Source organism: Streptomyces spectabilis, assembly GCF_008704795.1.
GTDB lineage: Bacteria > Actinomycetota > Actinomycetes > Streptomycetales > Streptomycetaceae > Streptomyces > Streptomyces spectabilis.
In genome coordinates, this window is sequence record NZ_CP023690.1 from 2,484,279 (window position 1) to 2,506,360 (window position 22,082).

The window sequence follows — 22,082 nt, forward strand, 5'->3', positions numbered from 1 at the left end:
AGCGCCGCAGCACGCACTGGAGAACGCCCGCGCACCGCGGGGGATGCGCCATCTGGGGGACATCCACACGACGGTATGAATCTCAGCCCGGAACGCGACGGTCCGTACTGACCGCCCCCGGTGTGCGCCCGGGGGCGCTCATTGCCCCCGCGCGCCAAGGGGGAGCTGGGGGATCAGCCCGCCACGCCGTGGCGCACGGCCCAGAGCGCGGCCTGGGTGCGGTCGGCGAGGTCCAGCTTCATGAGGATGTTCGACACGTGCGTCTTGACGGTCTTCTCGGAGAGGACGAGGGCGCGGGCGATCTCGCGGTTCGAACGGCCGTCCGCGATCAGGCCGAGCACCTCGCGCTCCCGCTCGGTCAGCGAGCCGCCCCTGCCCTGTGAGTGGTTGGCCTCCTCCTGGGACAGCAGGGCGCCCGCCACCTCGGGCTGGAGCAGGACGTGCCCGGCGTGCACGGAGCGGATGGCTCCGGCGAGGGCCTCGGGGTCCACGTCCTTGTAGACGTAGCCGGCGGCGCCCGCGCGCAGGGCGGGCACGACGGTGCGCTGCTCGGTGAAGCTGGTGACGATGAGCACGCGCGCGGGGTTGGCCAGCTCGTGCAGCTTGCGCAGCGCGTCCACGCCGTCCATGCCGGGCATCTTGACGTCCATCAAAACGACGTCCGGCTTCAGCTCCTCGGCGCGCGCGACGCCTTCGGCGCCGTCCGAGGCCTCGCCGACGACCTCGATGTCGTCCTGGATCTCCAGGAACGTCCGCAGGCCGCGGCGCACCACCTGGTGGTCGTCGACCAGGAGCACCCGGATCCGCCTTGTGACCGGGGCGGGCACCGCCCCTTCGTTCTCAGCCACCGGGAACCTCCATCTCGATCGTGGTGCCCTTGCCGGGCTCCGATGCCACGGTCAGCCGTCCGCCGACCCCGCCGGCCCGGTCCCGCATGGAGACCAGGCCCAAGTGCCGCCCGGCGCGACGGGTCGCGCGCGGGTCGAATCCCTTGCCGTCGTCCGTGACGCGCAGCACCGCGCCCGTGCCGTGCCGCTCCAGGGTGACGCTCACGCGGTCCGCCTCCGCGTGCCGCAGCGCGTTGTGCAGGGCCTCCTGGGCGACGCGGAGCATGGCTTCCTCCTGGGCCGCGGGCAGGGCGCGCACTCCGGTGCTCTCGAAGGTGACCGCGGCCGAGTGGGCGCGGTCCAGGACCTGGATGTGGGTGCGCAACGTGGCGACCAGGCCGTCCTCGTCGAGGGCGGCGGGGCGCAGCTCCACCACCGCGGCGCGCAGCTCGTCGGCCGCCTCGGCCGCGAGCGCGGCCACCTGCTGGAGCTCGCCCTTGGCGCGGGCCGGGTCCCGGTCGACCAGGGCGGCGGCGGCCTGGGCCGTCAGGCGCAGGGAGAACAGCTTCTGGCTGACGGCGTCGTGCAGTTCGTGGGCGAGCCGGGAGCGCTCCTCGGCGATGGTCAGCTCGCGGCTGCGCTCGTACAGACGGGCGTTGGTGAGGGCGATCGCCGCGTGCTGGGCGAGGATCGAGAGCAGTTCCTCGTCCTCCTCGTCGAAGCCGCAGCCGCCTGTGGGCTTCGAGCAGTTCTTGTTCGCCAGGAAGAGCGCGCCGAGCGTCTCGTCGCCGTACCGGATGGGGAGGCCGAGGAAGTCGGACATGTCCGGGTGGGCGGAGGGCCAGCCCTCGAAGCGGGGGTCCTCGCGGACGTCGGCGAGCCGCTCCGGCTCGGCCTTCTGGAGCATCGCGGCGAGGATGCCGTGCTGGCGCGGGAGCGGTCCGATGGCCTTCCACTGCTCGTCGGTGACGCCGTCGACGACGAACTGGGCGAAGCCGCCGTGGTCGTCGGGGACGCCGAGGGCCGCGTACTCCGCGGACAGCAGCTCGCGGGCGGAGGCGACGATCGTCTTGAGGACGTCGCGCACCTCCAGCTGACTGCTCATGGCGAGCAGGGCCGAGCTCACCGCGTACAGCCCGGACCGGGGACCTTGACTCATGCGCCAACCGTACCGGCGAGGTGTGACAGCGCGTATCCGCCCTGTGGCGGCAGGGAGCTAGGGCGCTGGGACTAGGTCGAGTGGCCCTCGATCCCCCGCCTTAGGACGGCCCGGCGCCTTAGGACGAAGGGACCCGCACGACTGCGGCCGCCGTACGAGGCGCCGGGGCGGGTCCCGTTCCTACGGTGGGGCCACCGGCCGCCGCGCGGCGGCCGGGGCGGGCCGAGGACACCGATGACAAGGGGACGCGCCATGCCGGTTGCGATCATCACGGGGGCTTCGAAGGGACTCGGGCGAGCGCTGGCCGCGGCGCTCGCGGAGCGCGGCTGGGACCTGGTCCTGGACGCGCGTACGGACGCGGTCCTGAGGGAGGCCGCGCGGGAGCTCGGCGGCCGTGGCGGGCGCGTGCGCGCCGTTTCAGGGGACGTCACGGACGCCGGGCACCGCACCGCCCTGGTGGCGGCGGCGCGCGCCTTCGGCGGACTCGATCTGCTGGTGAACAACGCGAGCGCGCTGGGCGCCGAGCCGCTGGTCCGCCTGGAGGCGCACCCGCTGGACGGCCTGCGGCAGGCCCTGGAGACGAACGTGGTGGCCGCGCTGGGGCTCGTACAGGAGGCGCTGCCCCTGTTGCGCGCCTCGCGCGCGGGCGGCGCGGTGGTCAGTGTCAGCTCGGACGCGGCGGCGGAGGCGTACGAGACGTGGGGCGGGTACGGGGCGTCCAAGGCGGCGCTCGACCAGCTGACGGCGGTCCTCGGCGCGGAGGAGCCGGGGCTTCGGGTGTGGGCCGTCGATCCGGGTGACATGCGCACGGACCTCTATCAGGCGGCGGTGCCGGTCGACGACTCCTCGGGGCGGCCGCTGCCTCAGACGGTGGTGCCCGCGTTCCTGCGGCTGCTCGACGAGCGTCCGGCGAGCGGGCGGTACGCGGCTCCCGCGCTCCTGTCGGCGTCATGACGGTCGTGGTGCGGGTGCCCGAGGGGCTCGACGCGGCGCTGCCGGTGGAGCGGCGGGGCCGCGGTCTTCGCCGGGATTCCGTGCGGCTGCTCGTGTCGCGGGGCGGTGCGGTGTCGCACCACGCCTTCACGGAGCTGCCGGGGCTGCTGCGGGCCGGTGACGTGCTCGTCGTGAACACCTCGCCGACGCTGCCGGCGGCGGTCGACGGGCGGATGGGGCACGCGCGCGTAGTGGTGCATTTCTCGACGCTCGGGCCGGACGGACGGTGGGCCGTGGAGCTGCGGGACCCCGATGGGAAGGGCACCACGCGCGCGCGTGCGGGCGGGCCCGAGGGGGCGGTAGTCGAGCTTCCCGGGGAGGTGCGTCTCGTATATGGGGAGCCGTTGAGCGCGGACAGCGGGCGGTTGTGGTGGGCGCGGGTGCCGGTGGACGTGCCGCGGCTGCTGCGCCGCCACGGGCGGCCCATTCGTTACTCCTATACGGAGCGGGACCAGCCGTTGTCCGTGTACCAGACGGTGTTCGCCGTGCCGTCGGCCGATGGCACGGGGAGCGCGGAGATGCCGAGCGCGGCGCGGCCGTTCACCCCGCGCCTGGTGGCGCGGCTCGTGAGCCGGGGCGTGCAGTTCGCTCCGGTCCGGCTGCACACGGGGGTGGCGTCGCCAGAGGCGCACGAGCCGCCGTATCCGGAGCGGTTCGCGGTGCCGGAGCCGTCGGCGCGGCTGATCAACGCGGCGCGGGCGGGCGGCGGCCGCGTCGTCGCGGTCGGCACGACGGCGGTGCGGGCCGTGGAGTCGGCGGCCGGGCCCGACGGGGTGGTGCGGGCGGCGGCGGGGCGCACCGGCCTGGTGGTGACGCCGGAGCGGGGCGTGCGGGTCGTGGACGGGCTCCTCACCGGGCTGCACGAGCCGGAGGCCTCGCATCTGCTGATGCTGGAGGCGGTGGCGGGGCGGGCGGCCGTGGAGCGGGGTTATGCCGAGGCGGTACGCCGTCTCTACCTGTGGCACGAGTTCGGAGACGTCCACCTCCTCCTACGGGAGGAGTTTGCTCACTGAGAGCATTGCTTCAGCAACTGCTGGTGAAACTGTTACGTGTCCGATGTGAGCCCGCGCATAGGACGCACATCACGTACGAAGCCTCTTAGTGGACGGCAGGGCGCAGTAAAGGGGGGCTAAGCACAGGCATCGGCGCCGGTGGCGGACCCCCCGGTCCACTATCCCGGATCGTATGTCGCTTCTTTGCCACGCAATTTTGCGCCCGCTAAGAATTGCTCCCGTCGCTCGGCGCCGCGGTCCTCGCACCGCGGCGTTTTGCCGGTAGCAAGCACCTGTCCCCCGCCGGTGGCAGAGCGACCTCCCGATACGAAGAGGTCCACTCCGCATGTCCAAGCACGCCCCCTCTGGTCATAGTCGCGCGACCCTGACCAAGGCCCAGAAGTTCTCGATCGCCGGTGTCGCCACGCTCGGTGCCGCCGCCCTCGCCTTCTCCATCGTGCCGGGCAGCTCCCAGACCGAGGCGACGCAGACCGAGGCCCTCGGCGCCCACGCCGCCGCCTGGTCCGTGCCCGCCAAGACGCAGCAGGCCGTGCACGAGAGCGTCAGCAAGCAGCACGCCAACGCCGACAAGCAGGCCAAGGACGCCGCCGCGAAGAAGAAGGCCGAGGACGAGGCCGCGGCGAAGAAGAAGGTCGAGGACGACCGCAAGGCGAAGGAGACCGCGAGCCGCGCGGCCGCGCGCAAGCCGGTCTACGCCAACAACCTCGACGGCTGGATCCGCCAGTCCCTCGACATCATGAAGTCCAAGGGCATCCCCGGCTCGTACGAGGGCCTGCACCGCAACATCATGCGCGAGTCCACGGGCAACCCGAACGCCATCAACGGCTGGGACATCAACGCCCAGAAGGGCACCCCGTCGATCGGCCTGCTCCAGGTCATCCAGCCGACGTTCAGCGCGTACCACGTCGACGGCACGTCGACGAACATCTACGACCCGGTCGCCAACATCACCGCCGCCGCCAACTACGCGGCCCACCGGTACGGCTCGATCGACAACGTCAACGGCGCCTACTGAGCCGCACCTCCAGGATCGGACCTCCCCCGAGGCCGAGCTCACAGACGCCGAAGGGCGGCACCCCGCGTGGGGTGCCGCCCTTCTTCGTGTGTCCGCGCGCGGTCTACTTGCGCATGACCTCCGGCTCGTGGCGGCGCAGGAAGCGGGCCACGAGGAAGCCGCAGAACGCGCCGAGGGCGAGCAGGGCGGCCATGTCCATGATGTAGGCGCCCCCCTCGTGGTCCCACAGCGGATCGGTGGCGCCCGGGTCGTCCGGGTTGGGGCTGATCCTGTTGAAGTCCAGCGTGGCGCCGGCGGCGGCGACCGCCCAGCGCGACGGCATCAGGAACGAGAACTGGTTGACGCCGACCGTGCCGTGCAGGATGAACAGGCAGCCGGTGAACACGACCTGGATGATCGCGAACATGACCAGCAGCGGCATGGTCTTCTCTGCGGTCTTCACCAGGGCCGAGATGATCAGGCCGAACATCATCGAGGTGAAGCCGAGGGCCATGATCGGCAGGGAGAGTTCGAGCAGCACCTGGCTGCCGAGGACCAGGCCCTTCTCGGGGATCTCACGGGTGGAGAAGCCGATCGCGCCGACCAGGCCGCCCTGGAGCACCGTGATCATGCCGAGGACGATCACCTTGGACATCAGATACGCGGAGCGCGACAGGCCGGTCGCGCGCTCGCGTTCGTAGATCACCCGCTCCTTGATCAGCTCGCGCACGGAGTTCGCGGCGCCCGCGAAGCAGGCGCCGACCGCGAGGATCAGGAGGACCGTCGTGGCCGTGCCGTTCGGGATGATCTTGCCGGTCCGCGGGTTCACCACCGGCAGCAGGCCCTTGTCCGGGTCGATCAGCAGGCTCACCGCGCCGAGCACCGCGGGCAGGATCAGCATCAGCGCCATGAAGCCCTTGTCGGACGCGATGACCGACACATAGCGGCGGATCAGCGTGATCAGCTGGGAGCCCCAGCCCTGCGGCTTGGGCGGCTTGATCGCCTGCGGCGGCGGCATGTGTACGGACTGCGCGGCGACGGCGTCGATGTCCGCGGCGTACATCTGGTAGTGCTGCGAGCCCTTCCAGCGGCCCGCCCAGTCGTAGTCGCGGTAGTTCTCGAACGCGGAGAACACATCGGCCCAGGTGTCGTAGCCGAAGAAGTTCAGGGCCTCCTCGGGCGGGCCGAAGTACGCCACCGAGCCGCCCGGCGCCATCACCAGGAGCTTGTCGCACAGGGCCAGCTCGGCCACGGAGTGCGTGACCACCAGGACCGTGCGGCCGTCGTCGGCCAGGCCGCGCAGGAGCTGCATGACGTCGCGGTCCATGCCCGGGTCGAGGCCCGACGTGGGCTCGTCCAGGAAGATCAGCGACGGCTTGGTGAGCAGCTCAAGGGCGACCGAGACGCGCTTGCGCTGGCCACCGGAGAGGGAGGTGACCTTCTTGTCCTTGTGGATGTCGAGCTTCAGCTCGCGCAGCACCTCGCCTATGCGCTGCTGGCGCTCCTGGTCGCTGGTGTCGGCCGGGAAGCGGAGCTTGGCCGCGTACTTGAGCGCCTTGTTGACGGTCAGCTCCTTGTGCAGGATGTCGTCCTGCGGGACCAGACCGATGCGCTGCCGCAGCTCGGCGAACTGCTTGTACAGGTTCCGGTTGTCGTAGAGGACGTCGCCCTGGTTGGCGGGCCGGTAGCCGGTCAGCGCCTTGAGCAGGGTGGACTTGCCGGAGCCCGAGGGGCCGATGACCGCGATCAGCGACTTCTCCGGGACGCCGAAGGAGACGTCCTTGAGGATGTCCTTGCCGCCGTCGACCGTGACGGTCAGATGGCGCGCGGAGAAGGAGACGTCACCGGTGTCGACGAACTCCTCGAGACGGTCCCCGACCAGGCGGAACGTCGAGTGGCCGACACCGACGATGTCGTTCGGGCCGATGAGGACCGTCGACGCCTTCGCGATCGGCATGCCGTTGACGTACGTGCCGTTGTGCGAGCCGAGGTCGCGCAGCTCGAAGCGGCCGTCGGGCGTCGAGGTGAACTCGGCGTGGTGTCGCGAGACCTGGAGGTCGGAGACCACCAGCTCGTTCTCCAGGGCGCGGCCGATGCGCATCTTTCGGCCAAGCGCGAACTGGTGGTACGTCGTCGGGCTGCGGTCGCCGTAGACCGGCGGGGCCCCCGCCGCGCCACCGGGTCCCACGCCCGCGCCCGGGCCCTGCTGCGGTGGCACCTGCGCGTGCTGCGGCTGCGGTGCCTGGTGCTGCTGCGGCTGCGGCCAGGCCTGCTGCTGCGGCATCTGCTGCTGGTGCTGCTGATACTGCGGCGCCTGGTGCTGCGGCTGCGCCGCCCAGCCCGGAGCCTCCTGATGGCCGAGTCCTGGCTGGCCAGGGGCCTGCTGCGGCGGAGCGTGCTGCGCCTGCGGCACCCCGTGCTGCGCCTGCTGCTGCGCCCCCGGCGCGGACATGGCCGCGGCGGCGGCGCCGGGTGCGCCGCCGGAGAGGACGAGCTGCGGCCCGTCGGTCGCGTTGCCCAGATGGACGGCCGACCCGGGGCCGATTTCCACCTGGTGGATCCGCTGACCCTGCACGAAGGTGCCGTTGGTGGAGCCGTGGTCCTCGATGACCCAGCTCCGGCCGCTCCAGCTGATCGTCGCGTGCCGCCAGGAGACCCTGGCGTCGTCGAGCGCGATGTCACCCTGCGGATCGCGTCCGAGGGTGTAGGTCCGGGACGCGTCGAGCGTCCATGACCTGCCATTCAATTCCAGTACGAGTTCCGGCACTCCATGCCCCACTGAGTTGTCCCCCGAGTTGCCCCCATCATGGGGAGTCTAGGGATGTCGAACATCGGGGGGAACTATTTCAGGCGGAGGCCACTGACCGAAAGTCGGGCCTTGTGAAGACTGCGTACGAGCCACTATGACTGCCCCGTTGACGGGGCAGATATCGCCTCGGAAAGTGGTAAGGGCTCTCAGCGAGTACGGATCGCGAGCATGCCGCACATATCGACCATGTCACCCATGTCGTCGATATCGCCTATGCCGTGCGTCCGCGCCCGAGGGCGACGCGCGGCGACCTCGGGGGGTCTGATGGTGAGCGGCGGGTACGAGGGCGGGCGGCGGAGCGTGCCCTGGGGAGATGTGCTGCTCTCCGCGATCGCGGCGGTCAGCTGGGCATTGATCGGCATGGCGGGCACGGCGGCCCTTGGTCTGCACCTGCTCGGCGCGGACGCCGCGGCGTCGCTCGGGCCGATGACGGCGGCGGCGATCGCCCTGGGCGTCGGCGGCTCCATCACCCCATCCGGTGATGTGTCGGCCTTCGGTCTCGAGGGTGCCGAGGCGACCACGGCCATTGACGTCGCCCCCCTGGGAGTGGGTCTTGTCGGGGCGGTCCTCCTCTCCTACTTCTTTTTACGTTCCTTGCGCGGCGCGGGAGTTGTGATCTCACCCGCCGAACTCGCGGCGCGCGCGGGCGCGGTGCTCGCTCTCTTCGTCGCCATGCTCGGCGGGCTCGCCTGGGCGGGTCACGACGTCATCACGATCAACGGCGAACAGCTGGGCATCGACAAAGGAATTGACAAGGGAATCGACAAAGGGCTCGACGACCTTCCCGGAGGCATCGGCGACAGGATTCCCGACGGCCTCAAGGACATCGGTGGCATCGGGGACATCGGCGGGCTCCTTCCGGACCGCCTGCGCGACCTCGTCGACGCGAAGGCCGCGGTCGGCTTCACCGTCGACACCGGAGCCACGTTGCTCGGTGGCGCGATCTGGACGGTCGTGGTGCTGCTCATCGCGCTGCTCGCGTCCCGCCGGACACCGCTGCCGCCCGGCTTCCAGGTCCTCCACCGGCTGCTGCGGCCCGCGGCGTCCGCCTTCGTCGCGGTCGTCCTGATGGCCGTCGTCGCGGGGCTCGCGGCCGCGGCGTACGCGGCGATCGGCGACGACCACCCGAAGCGGGTCATCGGCGGCGCGCTCCTCGGCGCCCCCAACGGCGTGTTCCTCGGCCTGCCCGTCGGCCTCTTCGTCCCCTTCGACGGCGAGGCCTCGGGCGTCCTCACGCAGTTCCTGCCGGACCCGGTGGACGATCTGCTGCGCGACTCCGACAAGCCCCTGACCCTGGGGCGGCTCGCCGAACTCGACGGGCGGGTGTGGCTGCTCGGGGTCGCGACCGTGGTGATGATGCTGTTCGCGGGGGTCCTCACGGCGGTACGCAGTCCGCTGGCGCGGGCCTCGGCGGCTCCGGGGGCCTCGGCCGAGGGCGCTTCCGGGGGTCTCGCCGGGTTCATCGGGCGCTGCGCCCTGACGCTCGGGGCGGTCACGGCCGTGGCGCTGCCGCTGATGGCCTGGCTGACCAGGGTGTCCGCGGACGCCTCCCTCTCCGTGCTCGGCATCGACGCGTTCGGAGGAGGGCTCGAACTGCGCGGGAACCTGGCGATGGCCGCGCTCCTCGGTGCGGCGTGGGGGGCCGGGGCCGGAGCGGCCGGGGCGCTGCTCGCGCGGGCGACCGGGGCGGCGGGCGGCCGGGTGGCACCACTGGCCCTGCCCGCGCAGGCGCCGCCGCCGCAGGTGCCGGGGCCCTATCGGCAGAGCACGCCGTACCGGCCGCCGCGGGCGGAGACGAACCCGTACCTGCGCGTACGGGACGGGGGGCCCGGCCCGGACAGGGGGCCCGGCCCCGGTGCGGGTGGGGCCCCGCCCGGCAGTGGCGCGCCGACCGTCGCGAGCCCCGTGCCACCGCCGCCGGACGAGGCGAGGCGGGGGCGCCGGGGGGCGCGGGAGTGGCCGACGCCGCCGCCTCCCCCACCGCCACCGCCACCGCCACCGACGCCCCCGAGGCGAAGGCCCTGACGGCCCACCGGGGTGGTTCCGGCATCCCGCAGGTCCGGGCCCCGGCGAGGCCGGCGAGATTCGGGTGGGCGGGTGGGAAAACACCCGCTGCGGCAGCAGCGGCACCACCCACCGCTGCCGCAGCGCCCCCCTCGGAGCCAGGGAGTGACAGGCAGGCAGGGCCACGGCAAGCAGAGCGGGGCCGGGGGATGAACAAGGGGGCCCGGGGGTGTCCGGCAGCCGGACACCCCCGTCACCCGGCCCGCGCCGCCAGCTACCGTGGGGATCACCATGAGTGCCTCCACGCCCCCCGCGCCCCCGGGCGCCGCCGCTCCGTCCGGCACCCCCTCGTCGGCCGGTGCCAACGCTGATCTCCCCACGCTGCTCGTCAAGATCTTCGGCAAGGACCGCCCGGGCATCACCGCCGGCCTCTTCGACACGCTCGCCGCGTACTCCGTGGACGTCGTCGACATCGAGCAGGTCGTGACCCGGGGCCGCATAGTGCTGTGCGCGCTGGTCACCGCGCCTCCACCCGGCCTCGAAGGGGATCTGCGAGCCACCGTCCACTCGTGGGCGGACTCCGTGAATCTGCAGGCCGAGATCATCTCGGGCCGGGGCGACAACCGCCCGCGCGGCCTGGGCCGGTCCCATGTGACGGTGCTCGGCCACCCGCTCACCGCCGAGTCGACCGCCGCGATCGCCGCGAGCATCACAGCGACCGGCGGGAACATCGACCGCATCTTCCGGCTCGCCAAGTACCCGGTCACGGCCGTGGAGTTCGCGGTGTCCGGCACGGAGACCGAGCCCCTGCGCACGGCGCTCGCGCTGGAGGCCGCGGCGCTCGGTGTCGACGTCGCGGTCGTCGCCGCGGGTCTGCACCGCCGCGCGCAGCGCCTGGTCGTGATGGACGTCGACTCGACGCTGATCCAGGACGAAGTGATCGAGCTGTTCGCCGCGCACGCGGGCTGCGAGCAGGAGGTCGCGGAGGTGACGGCGGCCGCGATGCGCGGCGAGCTGGACTTCGAGCAGTCGCTGCACGCGCGCGTCGCCCTCCTCGAAGGCCTCGACGCCTCGGTGGTCGACAAGGTCCGCTCGGAGGTGCGGCTCACTCCGGGCGCGCGCACGCTCATCCGCACCCTCAAGAGCCTCGGCTACCAGGTCGGTGTGGTCTCCGGCGGCTTCACCCAGGTCACCGACGATCTGAAGGAACGTCTCGGTCTGGACTTCGCCCACGCCAACACCCTGGAGATCGCCGACGGCAGGCTCACGGGCAAGGTGACCGGCGAGGTCGTGGACCGCGCGGGCAAGGCCCGGCTGCTGCGCCGCTTCGCCCACGAGGCGGGCGTCCCGCTGGAGCAGACGGTCGCGATCGGTGACGGCGCGAACGACCTCGACATGCTCAACGCCGCCGGTCTCGGCGTCGCGTTCAACGCCAAGCCGATGGTCCGCGAGGCCGCCCACACGGCCGTCAACGTGCCGTTCCTCGACACCGTCCTGTATCTGCTGGGCGTCACCCGCGAAGAGGTCGAGGCCGCGGACATGCATCTGGACCACGAGTAGGCACCACCAGCACGAGCGGTCCGCCGGGGCGGCGCCGAGCACCGCGTGGCCGGTACGAGTCGGGCCCGGCACCCCTGGGGTGCCGGGCCCTCCGCATGGGTCGGCGGGGCGTGCCGTGCCGCTATTCGGACGGTGCCCAGTAGTCCACCAGGGTCGCCGTGCCGGGCTCGAGCCCCTTCCACGAGCCGGTGTACGTCAGGACGGCGAACGCCGACGTCGGGAAGCCGCGGCGGTTCATCCGCACCTGGGCGTCGCCCTCGGCCTCTCCGGCCAGGACGTCGGCGAGGCCGTGGACGCCGGGGTTGTGCCCGATGAGGATCAGGTCGCGCATGTCGTCCGGGGTTTCGTTGAGCACGGCGATCAGCTCTCCGGGGGAGGCTTCATAGACCCGGTCCTCGTACACCGTCCGGGGACGCTGCGGGAGTTCCTGGACGGCGAGCTTCCAGGTCTCGCGGGTCCTGGCGGCGGTCGAGCACAGGGCCAGGTCGAAGGCGATTCCGGTCTCGGCGAGTTTGCGGCCGGCGACGGGGGCGTCCTTGCGACCGCGCTCGGCGAGCGGCCGCTCGTGGTCGGACACCTGGGGCCAGTCGGCCTTCGCATGCCGGAAAAGGACAATCCTGCGGGGTTCTGCGACGCTCATGCGTCCCAGCTTCGCATGAAACACGCCATCGGGCGCAGGGAGTTGGCGGGCTGCCCCGGCAGGGGTGACGGGGCGTTCACCCCGTGTCTCCTGAGGTGGTGCGCCCGCCCGCGACCAGGCACGAACGCCTCACAGAAGGCTGGCGAAGACGGTCTTGACGCGCTCGAAGAGGTGGGTGACGACGGGCTCGCCGCTCGCCGCGTGGGCGTCCACCGGATTCAGTATCAGCAGGAGCAGGGCGGCGAAGGCGATCGCGGGCAGGGCGATGGCCCACCACGGGAGCTGGATCTCGACGGCGGTGGGCTCCGCCTGCTTCGCCGGGTCGCGTCGGGTGTGCGCACGGACCGACATGCCGCCTCCAAGAACGTTCGAGTGCTCCCGGCCGCGTCGTCGCGGCCACATCTCGAAGTTACGGAGTTCCGGCCCCTCGGCCCATCCGGTGATCCACCCAGTTAACCCTGACACTGACCCCCTAGGGGATGGTGGGGCTAGCACCACCATCCCGCCGGGGAGGGCTTGTTCGCCGGCGGTCCGGCGCGGCCTCAGGGCGAGGCGATGGACGCGATGATCCCGATGATCACGGTAATGGCCAGCATCGCGCCGAGCACGATGAGGAGCTTCTTCTGGCCGTTCTGGGGGTTCGGGTCGAGCACTGGCATGCCGCAAGTCTCCCACCCCGGGCCGGTGGGCCCGCCCTCGGGGTGCACGGGCCCGGGCCGGGGTCCCTGAGCCCGCCCCCGGCCTGCGGCGACCCGCCCGCGGGAAGGCCGGGCGGGCCGCCGGGTCGGGCCACCGGGTCAGGCCGCCGCCCGCGCCGCCACCTCGTCCTCGATGGTGCGGTCGCGGCCCGCCAGGAAGCCGACCGCGATCTGCGGCACCATCAGGCCCGCCATGAGCGCGAGCGGCAGGCCCCAGCCCCCGCTGTGCTGGTAGAGCACGCCCACGAGGAGCGGGCCCGGAATCGAGATCAGATAGCCGGTGCTCTGTGCGAAGGCGGAGAGCTTGGCGACGCCCGCGCTGCTCTTGGCGCGCATGCCGACCATGGTGAGCGCGAGCGGGAAGGCGCAGTTGGAGATGCCGCACAACAGCGCCCAGGCCCAGGCGCCGCCCGCAGGGGCGAGGTACAGGCCCGCGTACCCGGCGAGACCGCAGGCGCCGAGGACGATCACGACGGGGCCCTGGTGGGGAAGGCGGGTCGCCACGCGCGGGATCACGAAGGCGAGCGGCACGCCCATGGCCATCGTGACGGCGAGCAGCACCCCGGCCTCGCTCGCGGGCACGCCCGCGTCCCGGAAGATCTGCGGCAGCCAGCCCATGGTGATGTACGCGGCGGTGGCCTGGAGTCCGAAGAAGCAGGCGAGGGCCCATGCCGTACGGCTGTGGGTGATGCGTAGCGCGTCGTCCTCGCGCCGGACGGCGGCCGGGACCCGTTCGGCGGCACCCGTCCCGGTGCGCCCTTCGCGCACCAGCGGCAGCCACGGCACGACGGCGACCACCGCGAGGGCCGCCCACACGGCGAGCCCGGTGCGCCAGCTGCCGCCGAGCGCGTCGGTCATCGGCACGGTGACCGCGGCGGCCAGGGAGGTGCCGAGCGCGAGGGCCATCGAGTAGAGCCCCGTCATCGAGCCGACGCGGTCGGGGAACCAGCGCTTGACGATGACGGGCATCAGGACGTTGCTCACGGCGATGCCCATGAGGGCGAACGCGGTGGCGGCCAGGAAGCCCGCGGTCCCGCCGATGAAGGGGCGGATCAGCAGGCCGGTGGCTATCGCGACCATGCCCGCGCAGACCACGGCTCCGGAGCCGAAGCGCCGGGCCAGGCGCGGGGCCTGGCTGCCGAAGAGCGCGAAGCACAGCGGCGGCACGGAGGTCAGGAGGCCCGCGAGGGTGCCGCTCATGCCGAGCCCGTCCCGCACCTCTTCGAGGAGCGCGCCGAGGCTGGTGATGGCGGGCCGGAGGTTGAGGGCCGCGAGGACGATGCCGACGATGACCAGCCGCGTCGCCCACGCGCGCGTAGCGGTCGTTCCGCCCGGCTCGACCGGCGCGTGCGCGGCGTCGCGCGCCGCCTCACCGCCGTTCGCACCCGCAGGGCTCGCCGCTGTGGCCGCCTGCCGCACGGCGGCCCCGGCCGGGCCCCGCGGTGGCGGTGGTGTCATCGTTCCGCGTGTCGTATCCGCTTCCTCACTGACCATGAGAGCCATCATAGAATCATGGGATGATTGCCTGTCCAATCTTCAACGGGCTCACCGGGTCCGTGGGGCCTGCCGGGCCCCACGGGATCGCCGCCGACGTCGCCGAAGGAAGCACATGCCGCTGACCACACCGCGCCGCTCAGCGCTGTCCGAGCAGGTCATCGCCGCTCTGCGCACGCAGATCTCGTCGGGCGAGTGGCCGGTCGGCTCCCGCATCCCCACCGAGCCCGAGCTGGTCGAGCAGCTCGGCGTGGCCCGGAACACGGTCCGCGAGGCGGTGCGCGCCCTCGCCCACAACGGCCTGCTGGACATCCGGCAGGGCTCGGGCACGTACGTGGTCGCGACCAGCGAGCTGGCGGGCGTGATGCAGCGCAGGTTCGCCGACGCCGATCCGCGGCACATCGCGGAGCTGCGCGCCACGCTGGAGTCGAGCGCAGCGAAGCTCGCCGCCGAGCGCCGCACGGAGCGTGACCTCAAGCAGTTGGACACCCTCCTTGCGCGCCGCGAGGAGGCCTGGGCGTCGGGCGTCGCGGAGGCGTTCGTGGCGGCCGACGCGACCCTGCACATGGCGGTGGTGGCCGCGTCCCACAACGACGTCCTGATCGCCCTGTACGCGGACCTGGGCGAGGTGCTGCGGGACTGGCTGCGCGAGGACATCGGCGAGGAGCTGACCCCGGCGGCGTACATGGACCACGGCCGTCTGGTCGAGGCGATCCGCGCGCGGGACGCGGACGCGGCGGCCGCCGAGGCGGCCAGCTACCCCTACCTGTGCCACCCGGAGCGGCTCACCGCCGACCGGGCGCCCCGGTGAGCGCCCCCGGACTCAGCGCTGGTGGCTGATCCACACCGAGCGGACGTCCTTCCAGCAGCGGCCGGTGAGCCGCACCGTCATGGCGGGCCCGGCCGTGACCGGACGGCTGTCGCTGTCGATGTCCCACCACCGGTCGCACTCGATGTGCAGCCGCAGCCGGTCGGCCTCGGGGTACGGGTTGTGGCAGTACGCGACGACGTGGGAGCCGACGACGTTGCTGCGGCACTCAGCGCCGAACGGCCGGTCCGCCGCGGCCGGACGCGGGGCCGGGGCCACGTTCTCCGCACGACCCGTGCTCTCCGCGCGTCGCGCCTGCTCCCGCTGTGCGGCCGCGTAGGACACGGCGTCGTACGGCAGGGTGATCAGGAGGGCGAGGGCGGCGAGCGCCGCACCAGGTGACCAGCGCACACTCCAGGGTGCGCGGCCCCGCCCCGCCACCGCCCGGCCAGCGGGGCCGAACGGGCGACGCCCCGCCCCCGCGCACTGCGGGAACGGGGCGTCGACGCCTCACACGTGATCAGGCACCCATCATGTGCACGCCGCCGTCGACGTGGATGATCTCGCCCGTGGTCTTCGGGAAGAAGTCCGAGAGCAGCGCGACGATGCCGCGGCCCGCGGGCTCGGGGTCGGCCATGTCCCACTGGAGCGGGGAGCGGCTGTCCCAGACCTTGGCGAGCTCGCCGAAGCCCGGGATGGACTTGGCGGCCATGGAGCCGATGGGTCCGGCGGAGACGAGGTTGCAGCGGATGTTCCGCGGGCCCAGGTCACGCGCCAGATAGCGGTTGGTGGCCTCCAGGGCGGCCTTGGCCGGGCCCATCCAGTCGTACTGCGGCCAGGCGAACTGCGCGTCGAAGGTCAGGCCGACGACCGCGCCGCCCTCCTCCTCGGGCATCAGCGGCAGCAGGGCCATGGTCAGCGACTTCAGGGAGAACGCCGAGACGTGCATGGCCGTGGCCACCGACTCGAACGGCGTGTTCAGGAAGTTGCCGCCGAGCGCGTCCTGCGGGGCGAAGCCGATGGAGTGCACGACGCCGTCGAGGCCGCCCAGCTCCTCGCGGACCATGCCCTCCAGGCGGCCCAGGTGCTCCTCGTTGGTGACGTCGAGCTCGATGACCTTGGCGGGCTTGGGCAGCTTCTTGGCGATGCGCTCGGTGAGCGTGGGCCGCGGGAAGGCGGTCAGGATGACCTCGGCACCCTGCTCCTGCGCGACCTTGGCAGCGTGGAAGGCGATGGAGGACTCCATCAGCACACCCGTGATCAGGATCCGCTTGCCGTCGAGAATTCCGCTCATGGTGATCAGTGACCCATGCCCAATCCGCCGTCAACGGGGATGACGGCTCCAGTGATGTACGAGGCGTCGTCCGAGGTGAGGAACCGCACCGTGGCGGCGATCTCCTCGGGCTGCGCGTAACGGCCGAGCGGCACCTGCGCCACGATGCCCGCGCGCTGCTCGTCCGTGAGCGCCTGGGTCATGTCGGTGTCGACAAAACCGGGCGCGACGACGTTGAAGGTGATGTTGCGTGACCCCAGCTCACGGGCGAGCGAGCGCGCGAAGCCGACCAGGCCCGCCTTGGACGCGGCGTAGTTCGCCTGGCCGGCCGAGCCGTAGAGCCCGACGACGGAGGAGATGAGGACGACGCGGCCCTTCTTGGCGCGCAGCATGCCCCGGTTGGCCCGCTTCACGACGCGGAAGGTGCCGGTGAGGTTGGTGTCGAGGACGGACGTGAAGTCGTCCTCGGACATGCGCATCAGAAGCTGGTCCTTGGTGATGCCCGCGTTCGCGACGAGGACCTCGACCGGGCCGTGCTTCTCCTCGATCTCCTTGTAGGCCTGCTCCACCTGCTCGGCGTCGGTGATGTCGCACTTGACGGCGAGCACACCGGCACCGGTGAGGTCCTTGGGCGGCTCACCCGAGCGGTAGGTGATCGCCACCTTGTCGCCGGCGTCGGCGAACGCGCGGGCGATGGCGAGGCCGATGCCCCGGTTTCCTCCGGTGACGAGAACCGAGCGGCTCAAGGGATCACCCTTCTCCTTGACTGTGTGGTCTCCCGGAAACCTATCGGTCCGGTGCGCGATCCGGAGAATCGGCGTCCGACAGTGGCGCAGATGACTCGCTGTTGGATCCCTACAGAAAGGTATGGCCGAGCGACCGGTTCGCACGCGATGATCGGACATGACCGGTGCCCGGGGGTGGCCGTGGGACCGGAGCAGACGGCGGCGGACCGGAGCCGACCGCAGATGACAGCAGGGAGACGTTCCGTGCCTCATTCCATCGATGAAGCCTTCACGGCGCTGCCGCTGCGGGCGCTCGCCGACGCGGCGCTCGCCCGCGCGCGGGCGCTCGGCGCCGAGCACGCGGACTTCCGCCTGGAGCGGGTGCGCAGCGCCGCCTGGCGGCTGCGGGACGCCAAGCCCGCCGCGTCCCACGACACCACGGACCTGGGATACGCGGTGCGGGTGGTGCACGGCGGCACCTGGGGGTTCGCCTCGGGCGTGGACCTGACCATGGACGCGGCGGCGCGCGTCGCCTCCCAGGCCGTGGCGATGGCCAAGCTGTCGGCCCAGGTCATCAAGGCGGCGGGTGCGGACGAACGGGTGGAGCTGGCCGACGAGCCGGTGCACGCGGACCGCACCTGGGTCTCCGCGTACGAGATCGACCCCTTCTCGGTCCCCGACGCGGAGAAGACGGGGCTGCTCGCGGACTGGAGCGCGCGGCTGCTGGCCGCGGACGGGGTCGCGCACGTGGACGCCTCGCTGCTCACCGTCCACGAGAACAAGTTCTACGCGGACACGGCGGGCACGGTCACCACGCAGCAGCGCGTACGGCTGCACCCGCAGCTGACGGCGCACGCCGTGGACGAGTCGACCGGCGAGTTCGACTCCATGCGGACCATCGCGCCGCCGGCCGGCCGCGGCTGGGAGTACCTGACCGGTACGGGGTGGGACTGGGACGCCGAGCTCGCGCTGATCCCCGCGCAATTGGCGGAGAAGATGCGCGCCCCGAGCGTGGAGCCGGGCCTGTACGACCTGGTGGTCGACCCCTCCAATCTGTGGCTGACGATCCACGAGTCCATCGGCCACGCCACGGAGCTGGACCGCGCCCTCGGCTACGAGGCGGCGTACGCGGGCACCTCCTTCGCCACCTTCGACCAGCTCGGCAAGCTGGCGTACGGCTCGTCCCTGATGAACGTCACGGGCGACCGGACGGCCGAGCACGGCCTCGCGACCATCGGGTACGACGACGAGGGCGTGGCCGCGCAGTCCTGGGACCTGGTCAAGGACGGCACCCTCGTCGGCTACCAGCTGGACCGGCGCATCGCCAGGCTCACCGGCTTCGAGCGCTCCAACGGCTGCGCGTACGCGGACTCCCCGGCGCACGTGCCGGTCCAGCGCATGGCGAACGTCTCGCTCAAGCCGGATCCGGCGGGGCTGTCCACGGACGACCTGATCAGCGGCGTGGAGCGCGGCATCTACGTGGTGGGCGACCGGTCGTGGTCCATCGACATGCAGCGGTACAACTTCCAGTTCACCGGCCAGCGCTTCTACCGGATCGAGAACGGGCGGCTCGCCGGGCAGCTGCGCGACGTCGCCTACCAGGCGACCACCACCGACTTCTGGGGCTCGATGACGGCCGTCGGCGGCCCGCAGACGTACGTCCTCGGCGGCGCCTTCAACTGCGGCAAGGCCCAGCCGGGCCAGGTCGCCGCGGTCTCCCACGGCTGCCCCTCCGCCCTCTTCCAGGGCGTCAACATCCTCAACACCACGCAGGAGGCCGGGCGATGATCAACTGCGGCACCCACGGAATCGGCTGGGGGTCCGGGGGTTATCCCCCGGGAAAGCACAGTCTCAACACCACGCAGGAGGCCGGGCGATGAGCCCTCGCACGAGCAAGCCGCACGAGATCGTCGAGCGGGCCCTCGACCTGTCCACCGCCGACGGCTGCGTGGTGATCGCCGACGAGGAGTCGACGGCGAACCTGCGCTGGGCGGGCAACGCCCTGACCACCAACGGCGTCACCCGGGGCCGCACCCTCACCGTGATCGCCACGGTCGACGGGGCCAAGGGCACGGCGTCCGGCGTCGTCTCGCGCTCGGCGGTGACCGCGGACGACCTGGAGCCGCTGGTGCGGGCCGCCGAGGCCGCGGCGCGCGCGGCCGGGCCCGCCGAGGACGCGCAGCCCCTGGTGACCGGCGCCCCGGTGGCCCCGGACTTCACGGACGGGCCCGCCGAGACGTCCTCGGCCGTCTTCGCGGACTTCGCGCCCGCGCTCGGCGAGGCCTTCGCCCGCGCCCGGGCGGGCGGCCGGGAGCTGTACGGCTTCGCCAACCACGAGCTGACCACCAGCTATCTGGGCACGTCCACGGGGTTGCGGCTGCGCCACGACCAGCCGAGCGGCACCCTGGAACTGAACGCGAAGTCCCCGGACCGCACCCGCTCGGCCTGGGCGGGCCGGGCCACGCGCGACTTCAAGGACGTCGACCCGGCGGCCCTCGACGAGGAGCTGGCCCAGCGCCTGGCCTGGGCGCGGCGGCGCGTGGAGCTGCCCGCCGGGCGGTACGAGACGCTGCTTCCGCCCACCGCGGTCGCCGACCTGCTGATCTACCAGCTGTGGTCCTCGGCGGCCCGGGACGCGGCGGAGGGCCGCACGGTGTTCTCCAAGCCGGGCGGCGGCACCCGCGTCGGCGAGCGGCTCGCCCCGCTGCCGCTGACGCTGCGCAGCGACCCGAACGAGCCGGGCCTCGAGGCGGCGCCCTTCGTGCTGGCGCACGCCTCGGGCGACGACGCGTCGGCCTTCGACAACGGCCTGCCGCTCACGCCCACCGACTGGGTGCGCGACGGTGAGCTGAAGCACCTGATCACCACGCGGCACAGCGCCGCCCTGACCGGCCTGCCGGTGGCCCCGGCGATCGACAACCTCGTCCTGGAGGGCGGCTCGGACCGCTCCCTGGACGAGATGGTGGCGGCCACCGAGCGCGGTCTGCTGCTGACCTGCCTGTGGTACATCCGCGAGGTCGACCCGGCGACGCTGCTGCTCACGGGCCTGACCCGGGACGGTGTGTACCTGGTGGAGAACGGCGAGGTGGTCGGCGAGGTGAACAACTTCCGGTTCAACGAGTCGCCCGTGGACCTGCTGTCGCGGGCCAGTGAGGCGGGCCGTACGGAGAAGACGCTGCCGCGCGAGTGGGGCGACTACTTCACCCGGGCGGCCATGCCCGCGCTGCGGGTCCCGGATTTCAATATGAGTTCGGTCAGCCAGGGCGTATAACCTCGTAGACCGCACCCTTGGCGCACGTACCGATGGTGCGCGTACCGAACCACTCCCGAGGAGACAAGAGACCCGTGACGGACATCGTCGACGAGCTGAAGTGGCGGGGACTGTTTTCCCAGTCCACCGACGAAGAGGCACTGCGCAAGGCGCTCGCGGACGGTCCCGTCACGTTCTATTGCGGCTTCGACCCGACCGCGGCCAGTCTGCACGTCGGGCATCTGGTGCAGGTCCTGACCGTGCGCCGCCTCCAGCAGGCGGGCCACCGCCCGCTGGCCCTGGTGGGCGGCGCTACGGGCCAGATCGGCGACCCGCGCCCGACGGCCGAGCGCACGCTGAACGACCCGGAGACGGTCGCGGGCTGGGTGAGCCGGCTGCGGGCGCAGATCGAGCCGTTCCTGTCCTTCGAGGGCGAGAACGCCGCGGTGATGGTGAACAACCTGGACTGGACCGCGGGCCTGTCCGCGATCGAGTTCCTGCGGGACATCGGCAAGCACTTCCGCGTGAACAAGATGCTCACCAAGGAGTCCGTGGCCCGCCGCCTGGAGTCCCAGGAGGGCATCAGCTACACCGAATTCAGCTACCAGCTGCTCCAGGGCATGGACTTCCTGGAGCTGTACCGGCGCCACGGCTGTGTGCTGCAGACCGGCGGCTCCGACCAGTGGGGCAACCTCACGGCGGGCATCGACCTCATCCACCGCCTGGAGCCGGACGCGGCGGTGCACGCCATCGCCACGCCGCTGATGACCAAGGCGGACGGCACCAAGTTCGGCAAGAGCGAGAGCGGCGCCGTCTGGCTCGACCCGGAGATGACGACACCGTACGCGTTCTACCAGTTCTGGCTGAACGTGGACGACCGGGACATCTCCCGCTACCTGCGCATCCTCTCCTTCCGCAGCCGCGAGGAGCTGGAGGAGCTGGAGCAGCAGACCGCGGAGCGTCCGCAGGCGCGGGCCGCGCAGCGCGCGCTCGCCGAGGAGCTGACGACCCTGGTGCACGGCGCCGACCAGTGCGCGGCCGTGATCGCCGCGTCGAAGGCGCTGTTCGGCCAGGGCGAGCTCGCCGATCTGGACGCGGCGACGCTGGCCGCGGCGCTCTCCGAGCTGCCGCGCGTGCGGGTCGCCGAGCCGGGCCCGGTCGTGGACCTGCTCGCCGAGGTCGGCCTGGTGGCGAGCAAGTCGGCCGCGCGCCGCACGGTCAAGGAGGGCGGTGCCTACGTGAACAACGTGAAGGTGCCGTCCGAGGACGCCGTCCCGGCCCGCGAGGACCTGCTGCACGGGCGCTGGCTGGTGCTGCGCCGCGGCAAGAAGAACCTGGCGGCGGTGGAGGTCACGGCCGGCTGACCCCGGTGACCTGCCTCGCACGAGGCTGACGCGACTGAGGGGCCGGTCCGCAGGGACCGGCCCCTCACGCGTGTCCGCCGAGGCGTCACGTCGTCTGTCTGTTGCCCTTGACGGCCTTGTACAGCATGTCACCGACGGCCACGACCACGAGCGCCGCACCGAGCTGGAGCGCGTGCCGTCCCCAGTCGATGCCCTTGGTCTCGTCGATGCCGAATCCCGCGGCCATCCAGTTGCCGAGCACGCCGCCGATGATGCCGAACACCGTCGTCAGCCAGAGCGGACTGTGCTGTTTCCCCGGCAGGATCGCCTTGGCGAGCAGGCCGAGCACAAAGCCCACGATGATCGCCCACAACCAGCCCATTGCTGCCTCCTCAGACGGCCCGACATGAGCATTACGCTCAGTGTCGGCCCATCCGCCGTACGGCGCATGTCGGGCTCCGCCATACGTGGCGCGACGCACCCGGAACAGCA

Annotated in this window: 20 protein-coding genes; 9 read left to right on the top strand and 11 right to left on the bottom strand. The window is 72.1% G+C overall.

Features of this window, described 5'->3' with window-relative positions; translation table 11 throughout:
- Window positions 1-173: 173 nt before the first annotated feature.
- Both CP982_RS10605 and CP982_RS10610 read right to left on the bottom strand, forming a co-directional pair.
- Entirely contained in the window at window positions 174-848 is a 675-nt protein-coding gene (locus CP982_RS10605) for a response regulator (RefSeq protein ID WP_229879520.1), read from the bottom strand.
- Window positions 841-1,986: a GAF domain-containing sensor histidine kinase gene (locus tag CP982_RS10610; RefSeq protein ID WP_150510285.1), complete on the bottom strand. Its 1,146-nt coding sequence runs from the start codon at window positions 1,984-1,986 to the stop codon at window positions 841-843. Before CP982_RS10610 ends, CP982_RS10605 begins: the two co-directional genes overlap by 8 nt.
- 252 nt (window positions 1,987-2,238) lie before the next feature.
- Between CP982_RS10610 and CP982_RS10615 the strand changes: the two genes are divergently transcribed.
- From CP982_RS10615 to CP982_RS10625, 3 genes are all read left to right on the top strand, one after another.
- Window positions 2,239-2,940 carry an SDR family NAD(P)-dependent oxidoreductase gene (locus tag CP982_RS10615; RefSeq protein WP_150510286.1) on the top strand — a complete coding sequence of 234 codons (702 nt, stop codon included), beginning with the start codon at window positions 2,239-2,241 and terminating at the stop codon, window positions 2,938-2,940.
- Window positions 2,937-3,992 (top strand): S-adenosylmethionine:tRNA ribosyltransferase-isomerase, encoded by a 1,056-nt coding sequence (locus CP982_RS10620; protein WP_150510287.1) that lies wholly within the window; start codon window positions 2,937-2,939, stop codon window positions 3,990-3,992. The genes CP982_RS10615 and CP982_RS10620 overlap by 4 nt, the downstream gene beginning before the upstream one ends.
- Before the next feature lie 325 nt (window positions 3,993-4,317).
- On the top strand, window positions 4,318-5,007 hold the full coding sequence (locus tag CP982_RS10625; protein WP_150510288.1) for a transglycosylase SLT domain-containing protein: 690 nt from the start codon (window positions 4,318-4,320) through the stop codon (window positions 5,005-5,007).
- 103 nt (window positions 5,008-5,110) lie between these two features.
- Here the strand turns inward: CP982_RS10625 and CP982_RS10630 are convergent, their stop codons facing one another.
- Entirely contained in the window at window positions 5,111-7,753 is a 2,643-nt protein-coding gene (locus CP982_RS10630; protein ID WP_150510289.1) for an ABC transporter ATP-binding protein/permease, read from the bottom strand.
- A 306-nt stretch (window positions 7,754-8,059) separates the two neighbouring features.
- Between CP982_RS10630 and CP982_RS10635 the strand changes: the two genes are divergently transcribed.
- Together CP982_RS10635 and serB are read left to right on the top strand one after the other, a co-directional pair.
- Complete coding sequence (locus CP982_RS10635; RefSeq protein ID WP_150510290.1) at window positions 8,060-9,820, top strand: streptophobe family protein; 1,761 nt, start codon at window positions 8,060-8,062, stop codon at window positions 9,818-9,820.
- A gap of 270 nt (window positions 9,821-10,090) precedes the next feature.
- Window positions 10,091-11,359 (top strand): phosphoserine phosphatase SerB, encoded by a 1,269-nt coding sequence (gene serB / locus CP982_RS10640; RefSeq protein WP_229879518.1) that lies wholly within the window; start codon window positions 10,091-10,093, stop codon window positions 11,357-11,359.
- A 121-nt stretch (window positions 11,360-11,480) separates the two neighbouring features.
- Here serB and CP982_RS10645 read toward each other — a convergent pair whose 3' ends face one another.
- The 4 genes from CP982_RS10645 to CP982_RS10660 all read right to left on the bottom strand — a co-directional run bounded on the left by CP982_RS10645 (window position 11,481) and on the right by CP982_RS10660 (window position 14,191).
- Complete coding sequence (locus CP982_RS10645) at window positions 11,481-11,999, bottom strand: SixA phosphatase family protein (protein ID WP_150510291.1); 519 nt, start codon at window positions 11,997-11,999, stop codon at window positions 11,481-11,483.
- A gap of 129 nt (window positions 12,000-12,128) precedes the next feature.
- Window positions 12,129-12,350: a hypothetical protein gene (locus CP982_RS10650; protein ID WP_150510292.1), complete on the bottom strand. Its 222-nt coding sequence runs from the start codon at window positions 12,348-12,350 to the stop codon at window positions 12,129-12,131.
- A 191-nt stretch (window positions 12,351-12,541) separates the two neighbouring features.
- Window positions 12,542-12,658 carry an SGM_5486 family transporter-associated protein gene (locus CP982_RS42955; protein WP_107059069.1) on the bottom strand — a complete coding sequence of 39 codons (117 nt, stop codon included), beginning with the start codon at window positions 12,656-12,658 and terminating at the stop codon, window positions 12,542-12,544.
- Window positions 12,659-12,796: 138 nt separating this feature from the next.
- Window positions 12,797-14,191 (bottom strand): CynX/NimT family MFS transporter, encoded by a 1,395-nt coding sequence (locus CP982_RS10660; protein WP_229879516.1) that lies wholly within the window; start codon window positions 14,189-14,191, stop codon window positions 12,797-12,799.
- A gap of 115 nt (window positions 14,192-14,306) precedes the next feature.
- On the opposite strand from CP982_RS10660, the gene CP982_RS10665 reads away from it, so the two are divergent.
- Window positions 14,307-15,002 carry a FadR/GntR family transcriptional regulator gene (locus CP982_RS10665; protein ID WP_150510293.1) on the top strand — a complete coding sequence of 232 codons (696 nt, stop codon included), beginning with the start codon at window positions 14,307-14,309 and terminating at the stop codon, window positions 15,000-15,002.
- A gap of 12 nt (window positions 15,003-15,014) precedes the next feature.
- Here CP982_RS10665 and CP982_RS10670 read toward each other — a convergent pair whose 3' ends face one another.
- The 3 genes from CP982_RS10670 to fabG all read right to left on the bottom strand — a co-directional run bounded on the left by CP982_RS10670 (window position 15,015) and on the right by fabG (window position 17,018).
- Window positions 15,015-15,410 (bottom strand): hypothetical protein, encoded by a 396-nt coding sequence (locus CP982_RS10670; protein ID WP_150510294.1) that lies wholly within the window; start codon window positions 15,408-15,410, stop codon window positions 15,015-15,017.
- A gap of 109 nt (window positions 15,411-15,519) precedes the next feature.
- Window positions 15,520-16,293: an enoyl-ACP reductase FabI gene (fabI, locus tag CP982_RS10675; RefSeq protein WP_150510295.1), complete on the bottom strand. Its 774-nt coding sequence runs from the start codon at window positions 16,291-16,293 to the stop codon at window positions 15,520-15,522.
- A 5-nt stretch (window positions 16,294-16,298) separates the two neighbouring features.
- A complete protein-coding gene (gene fabG, locus CP982_RS10680; protein ID WP_144002695.1) occupies window positions 16,299-17,018 on the bottom strand; it encodes a 3-oxoacyl-[acyl-carrier-protein] reductase in 720 nt (239 codons plus the stop codon).
- Window positions 17,019-17,240: 222 nt separating this feature from the next.
- Between fabG and CP982_RS10685 the strand changes: the two genes are divergently transcribed.
- The 3 genes from CP982_RS10685 to tyrS all read left to right on the top strand — a co-directional run bounded on the left by CP982_RS10685 (window position 17,241) and on the right by tyrS (window position 21,611).
- Window positions 17,241-18,785, top strand: coding sequence for a TldD/PmbA family protein (locus CP982_RS10685; protein WP_221515862.1), 1,545 nt, complete (start codon window positions 17,241-17,243; stop codon window positions 18,783-18,785).
- 88 nt (window positions 18,786-18,873) lie between these two features.
- Complete coding sequence (locus tag CP982_RS10690; RefSeq protein WP_150510297.1) at window positions 18,874-20,268, top strand: TldD/PmbA family protein; 1,395 nt, start codon at window positions 18,874-18,876, stop codon at window positions 20,266-20,268.
- A 74-nt stretch (window positions 20,269-20,342) separates the two neighbouring features.
- Window positions 20,343-21,611, top strand: coding sequence for a tyrosine--tRNA ligase (gene tyrS / locus CP982_RS10695; RefSeq protein WP_150510298.1), 1,269 nt, complete (start codon window positions 20,343-20,345; stop codon window positions 21,609-21,611).
- Between the two features lie 85 nt (window positions 21,612-21,696).
- On the opposite strand, the gene CP982_RS10700 is transcribed toward tyrS, so the two are convergent.
- On the bottom strand, window positions 21,697-21,972 hold the full coding sequence (locus CP982_RS10700; protein ID WP_030684223.1) for a GlsB/YeaQ/YmgE family stress response membrane protein: 276 nt from the start codon (window positions 21,970-21,972) through the stop codon (window positions 21,697-21,699).
- Window positions 21,973-22,082: the final 110 nt, after the last annotated feature.

Excerpts from the sequence above, each read along its gene's own strand:
- CP982_RS10620 (WP_150510287.1), top strand. The coding sequence starts at position 2,937 with ATGACGGTCGTGGTGCGGGTGCCCGAGGGGCTCGACGCGGCGCTGCCG.
- CP982_RS10660 (WP_229879516.1), bottom strand. The coding sequence starts at position 14,191 with ATGGTCAGTGAGGAAGCGGATACGACACGCGGAACGATGACACCACCG.
- CP982_RS10625 (WP_150510288.1), top strand. The coding sequence starts at position 4,318 with ATGTCCAAGCACGCCCCCTCTGGTCATAGTCGCGCGACCCTGACCAAG.
- CP982_RS10635 (WP_150510290.1), top strand. The coding sequence starts at position 8,060 with ATGGTGAGCGGCGGGTACGAGGGCGGGCGGCGGAGCGTGCCCTGGGGA.
- CP982_RS10610 (WP_150510285.1), bottom strand. The coding sequence starts at position 1,986 with ATGAGTCAAGGTCCCCGGTCCGGGCTGTACGCGGTGAGCTCGGCCCTG.
- CP982_RS10665 (WP_150510293.1), top strand. The coding sequence starts at position 14,307 with ATGCCGCTGACCACACCGCGCCGCTCAGCGCTGTCCGAGCAGGTCATC.
- CP982_RS10685 (WP_221515862.1), top strand. The coding sequence starts at position 17,241 with ATGACAGCAGGGAGACGTTCCGTGCCTCATTCCATCGATGAAGCCTTC.
- CP982_RS10645 (WP_150510291.1), bottom strand. The coding sequence starts at position 11,999 with ATGAGCGTCGCAGAACCCCGCAGGATTGTCCTTTTCCGGCATGCGAAG.
- CP982_RS42955 (WP_107059069.1), bottom strand. The coding sequence starts at position 12,658 with ATGCCAGTGCTCGACCCGAACCCCCAGAACGGCCAGAAGAAGCTCCTC.
- CP982_RS10700 (WP_030684223.1), bottom strand. The coding sequence starts at position 21,972 with ATGGGCTGGTTGTGGGCGATCATCGTGGGCTTTGTGCTCGGCCTGCTC.
- CP982_RS10615 (WP_150510286.1), top strand. The coding sequence starts at position 2,239 with ATGCCGGTTGCGATCATCACGGGGGCTTCGAAGGGACTCGGGCGAGCG.
- serB (WP_229879518.1), top strand. The coding sequence starts at position 10,091 with ATGAGTGCCTCCACGCCCCCCGCGCCCCCGGGCGCCGCCGCTCCGTCC.
- CP982_RS10690 (WP_150510297.1), top strand. The coding sequence starts at position 18,874 with ATGAGCCCTCGCACGAGCAAGCCGCACGAGATCGTCGAGCGGGCCCTC.
- fabI (WP_150510295.1), bottom strand. The coding sequence starts at position 16,293 with ATGAGCGGAATTCTCGACGGCAAGCGGATCCTGATCACGGGTGTGCTG.
- CP982_RS10650 (WP_150510292.1), bottom strand. The coding sequence starts at position 12,350 with ATGTCGGTCCGTGCGCACACCCGACGCGACCCGGCGAAGCAGGCGGAG.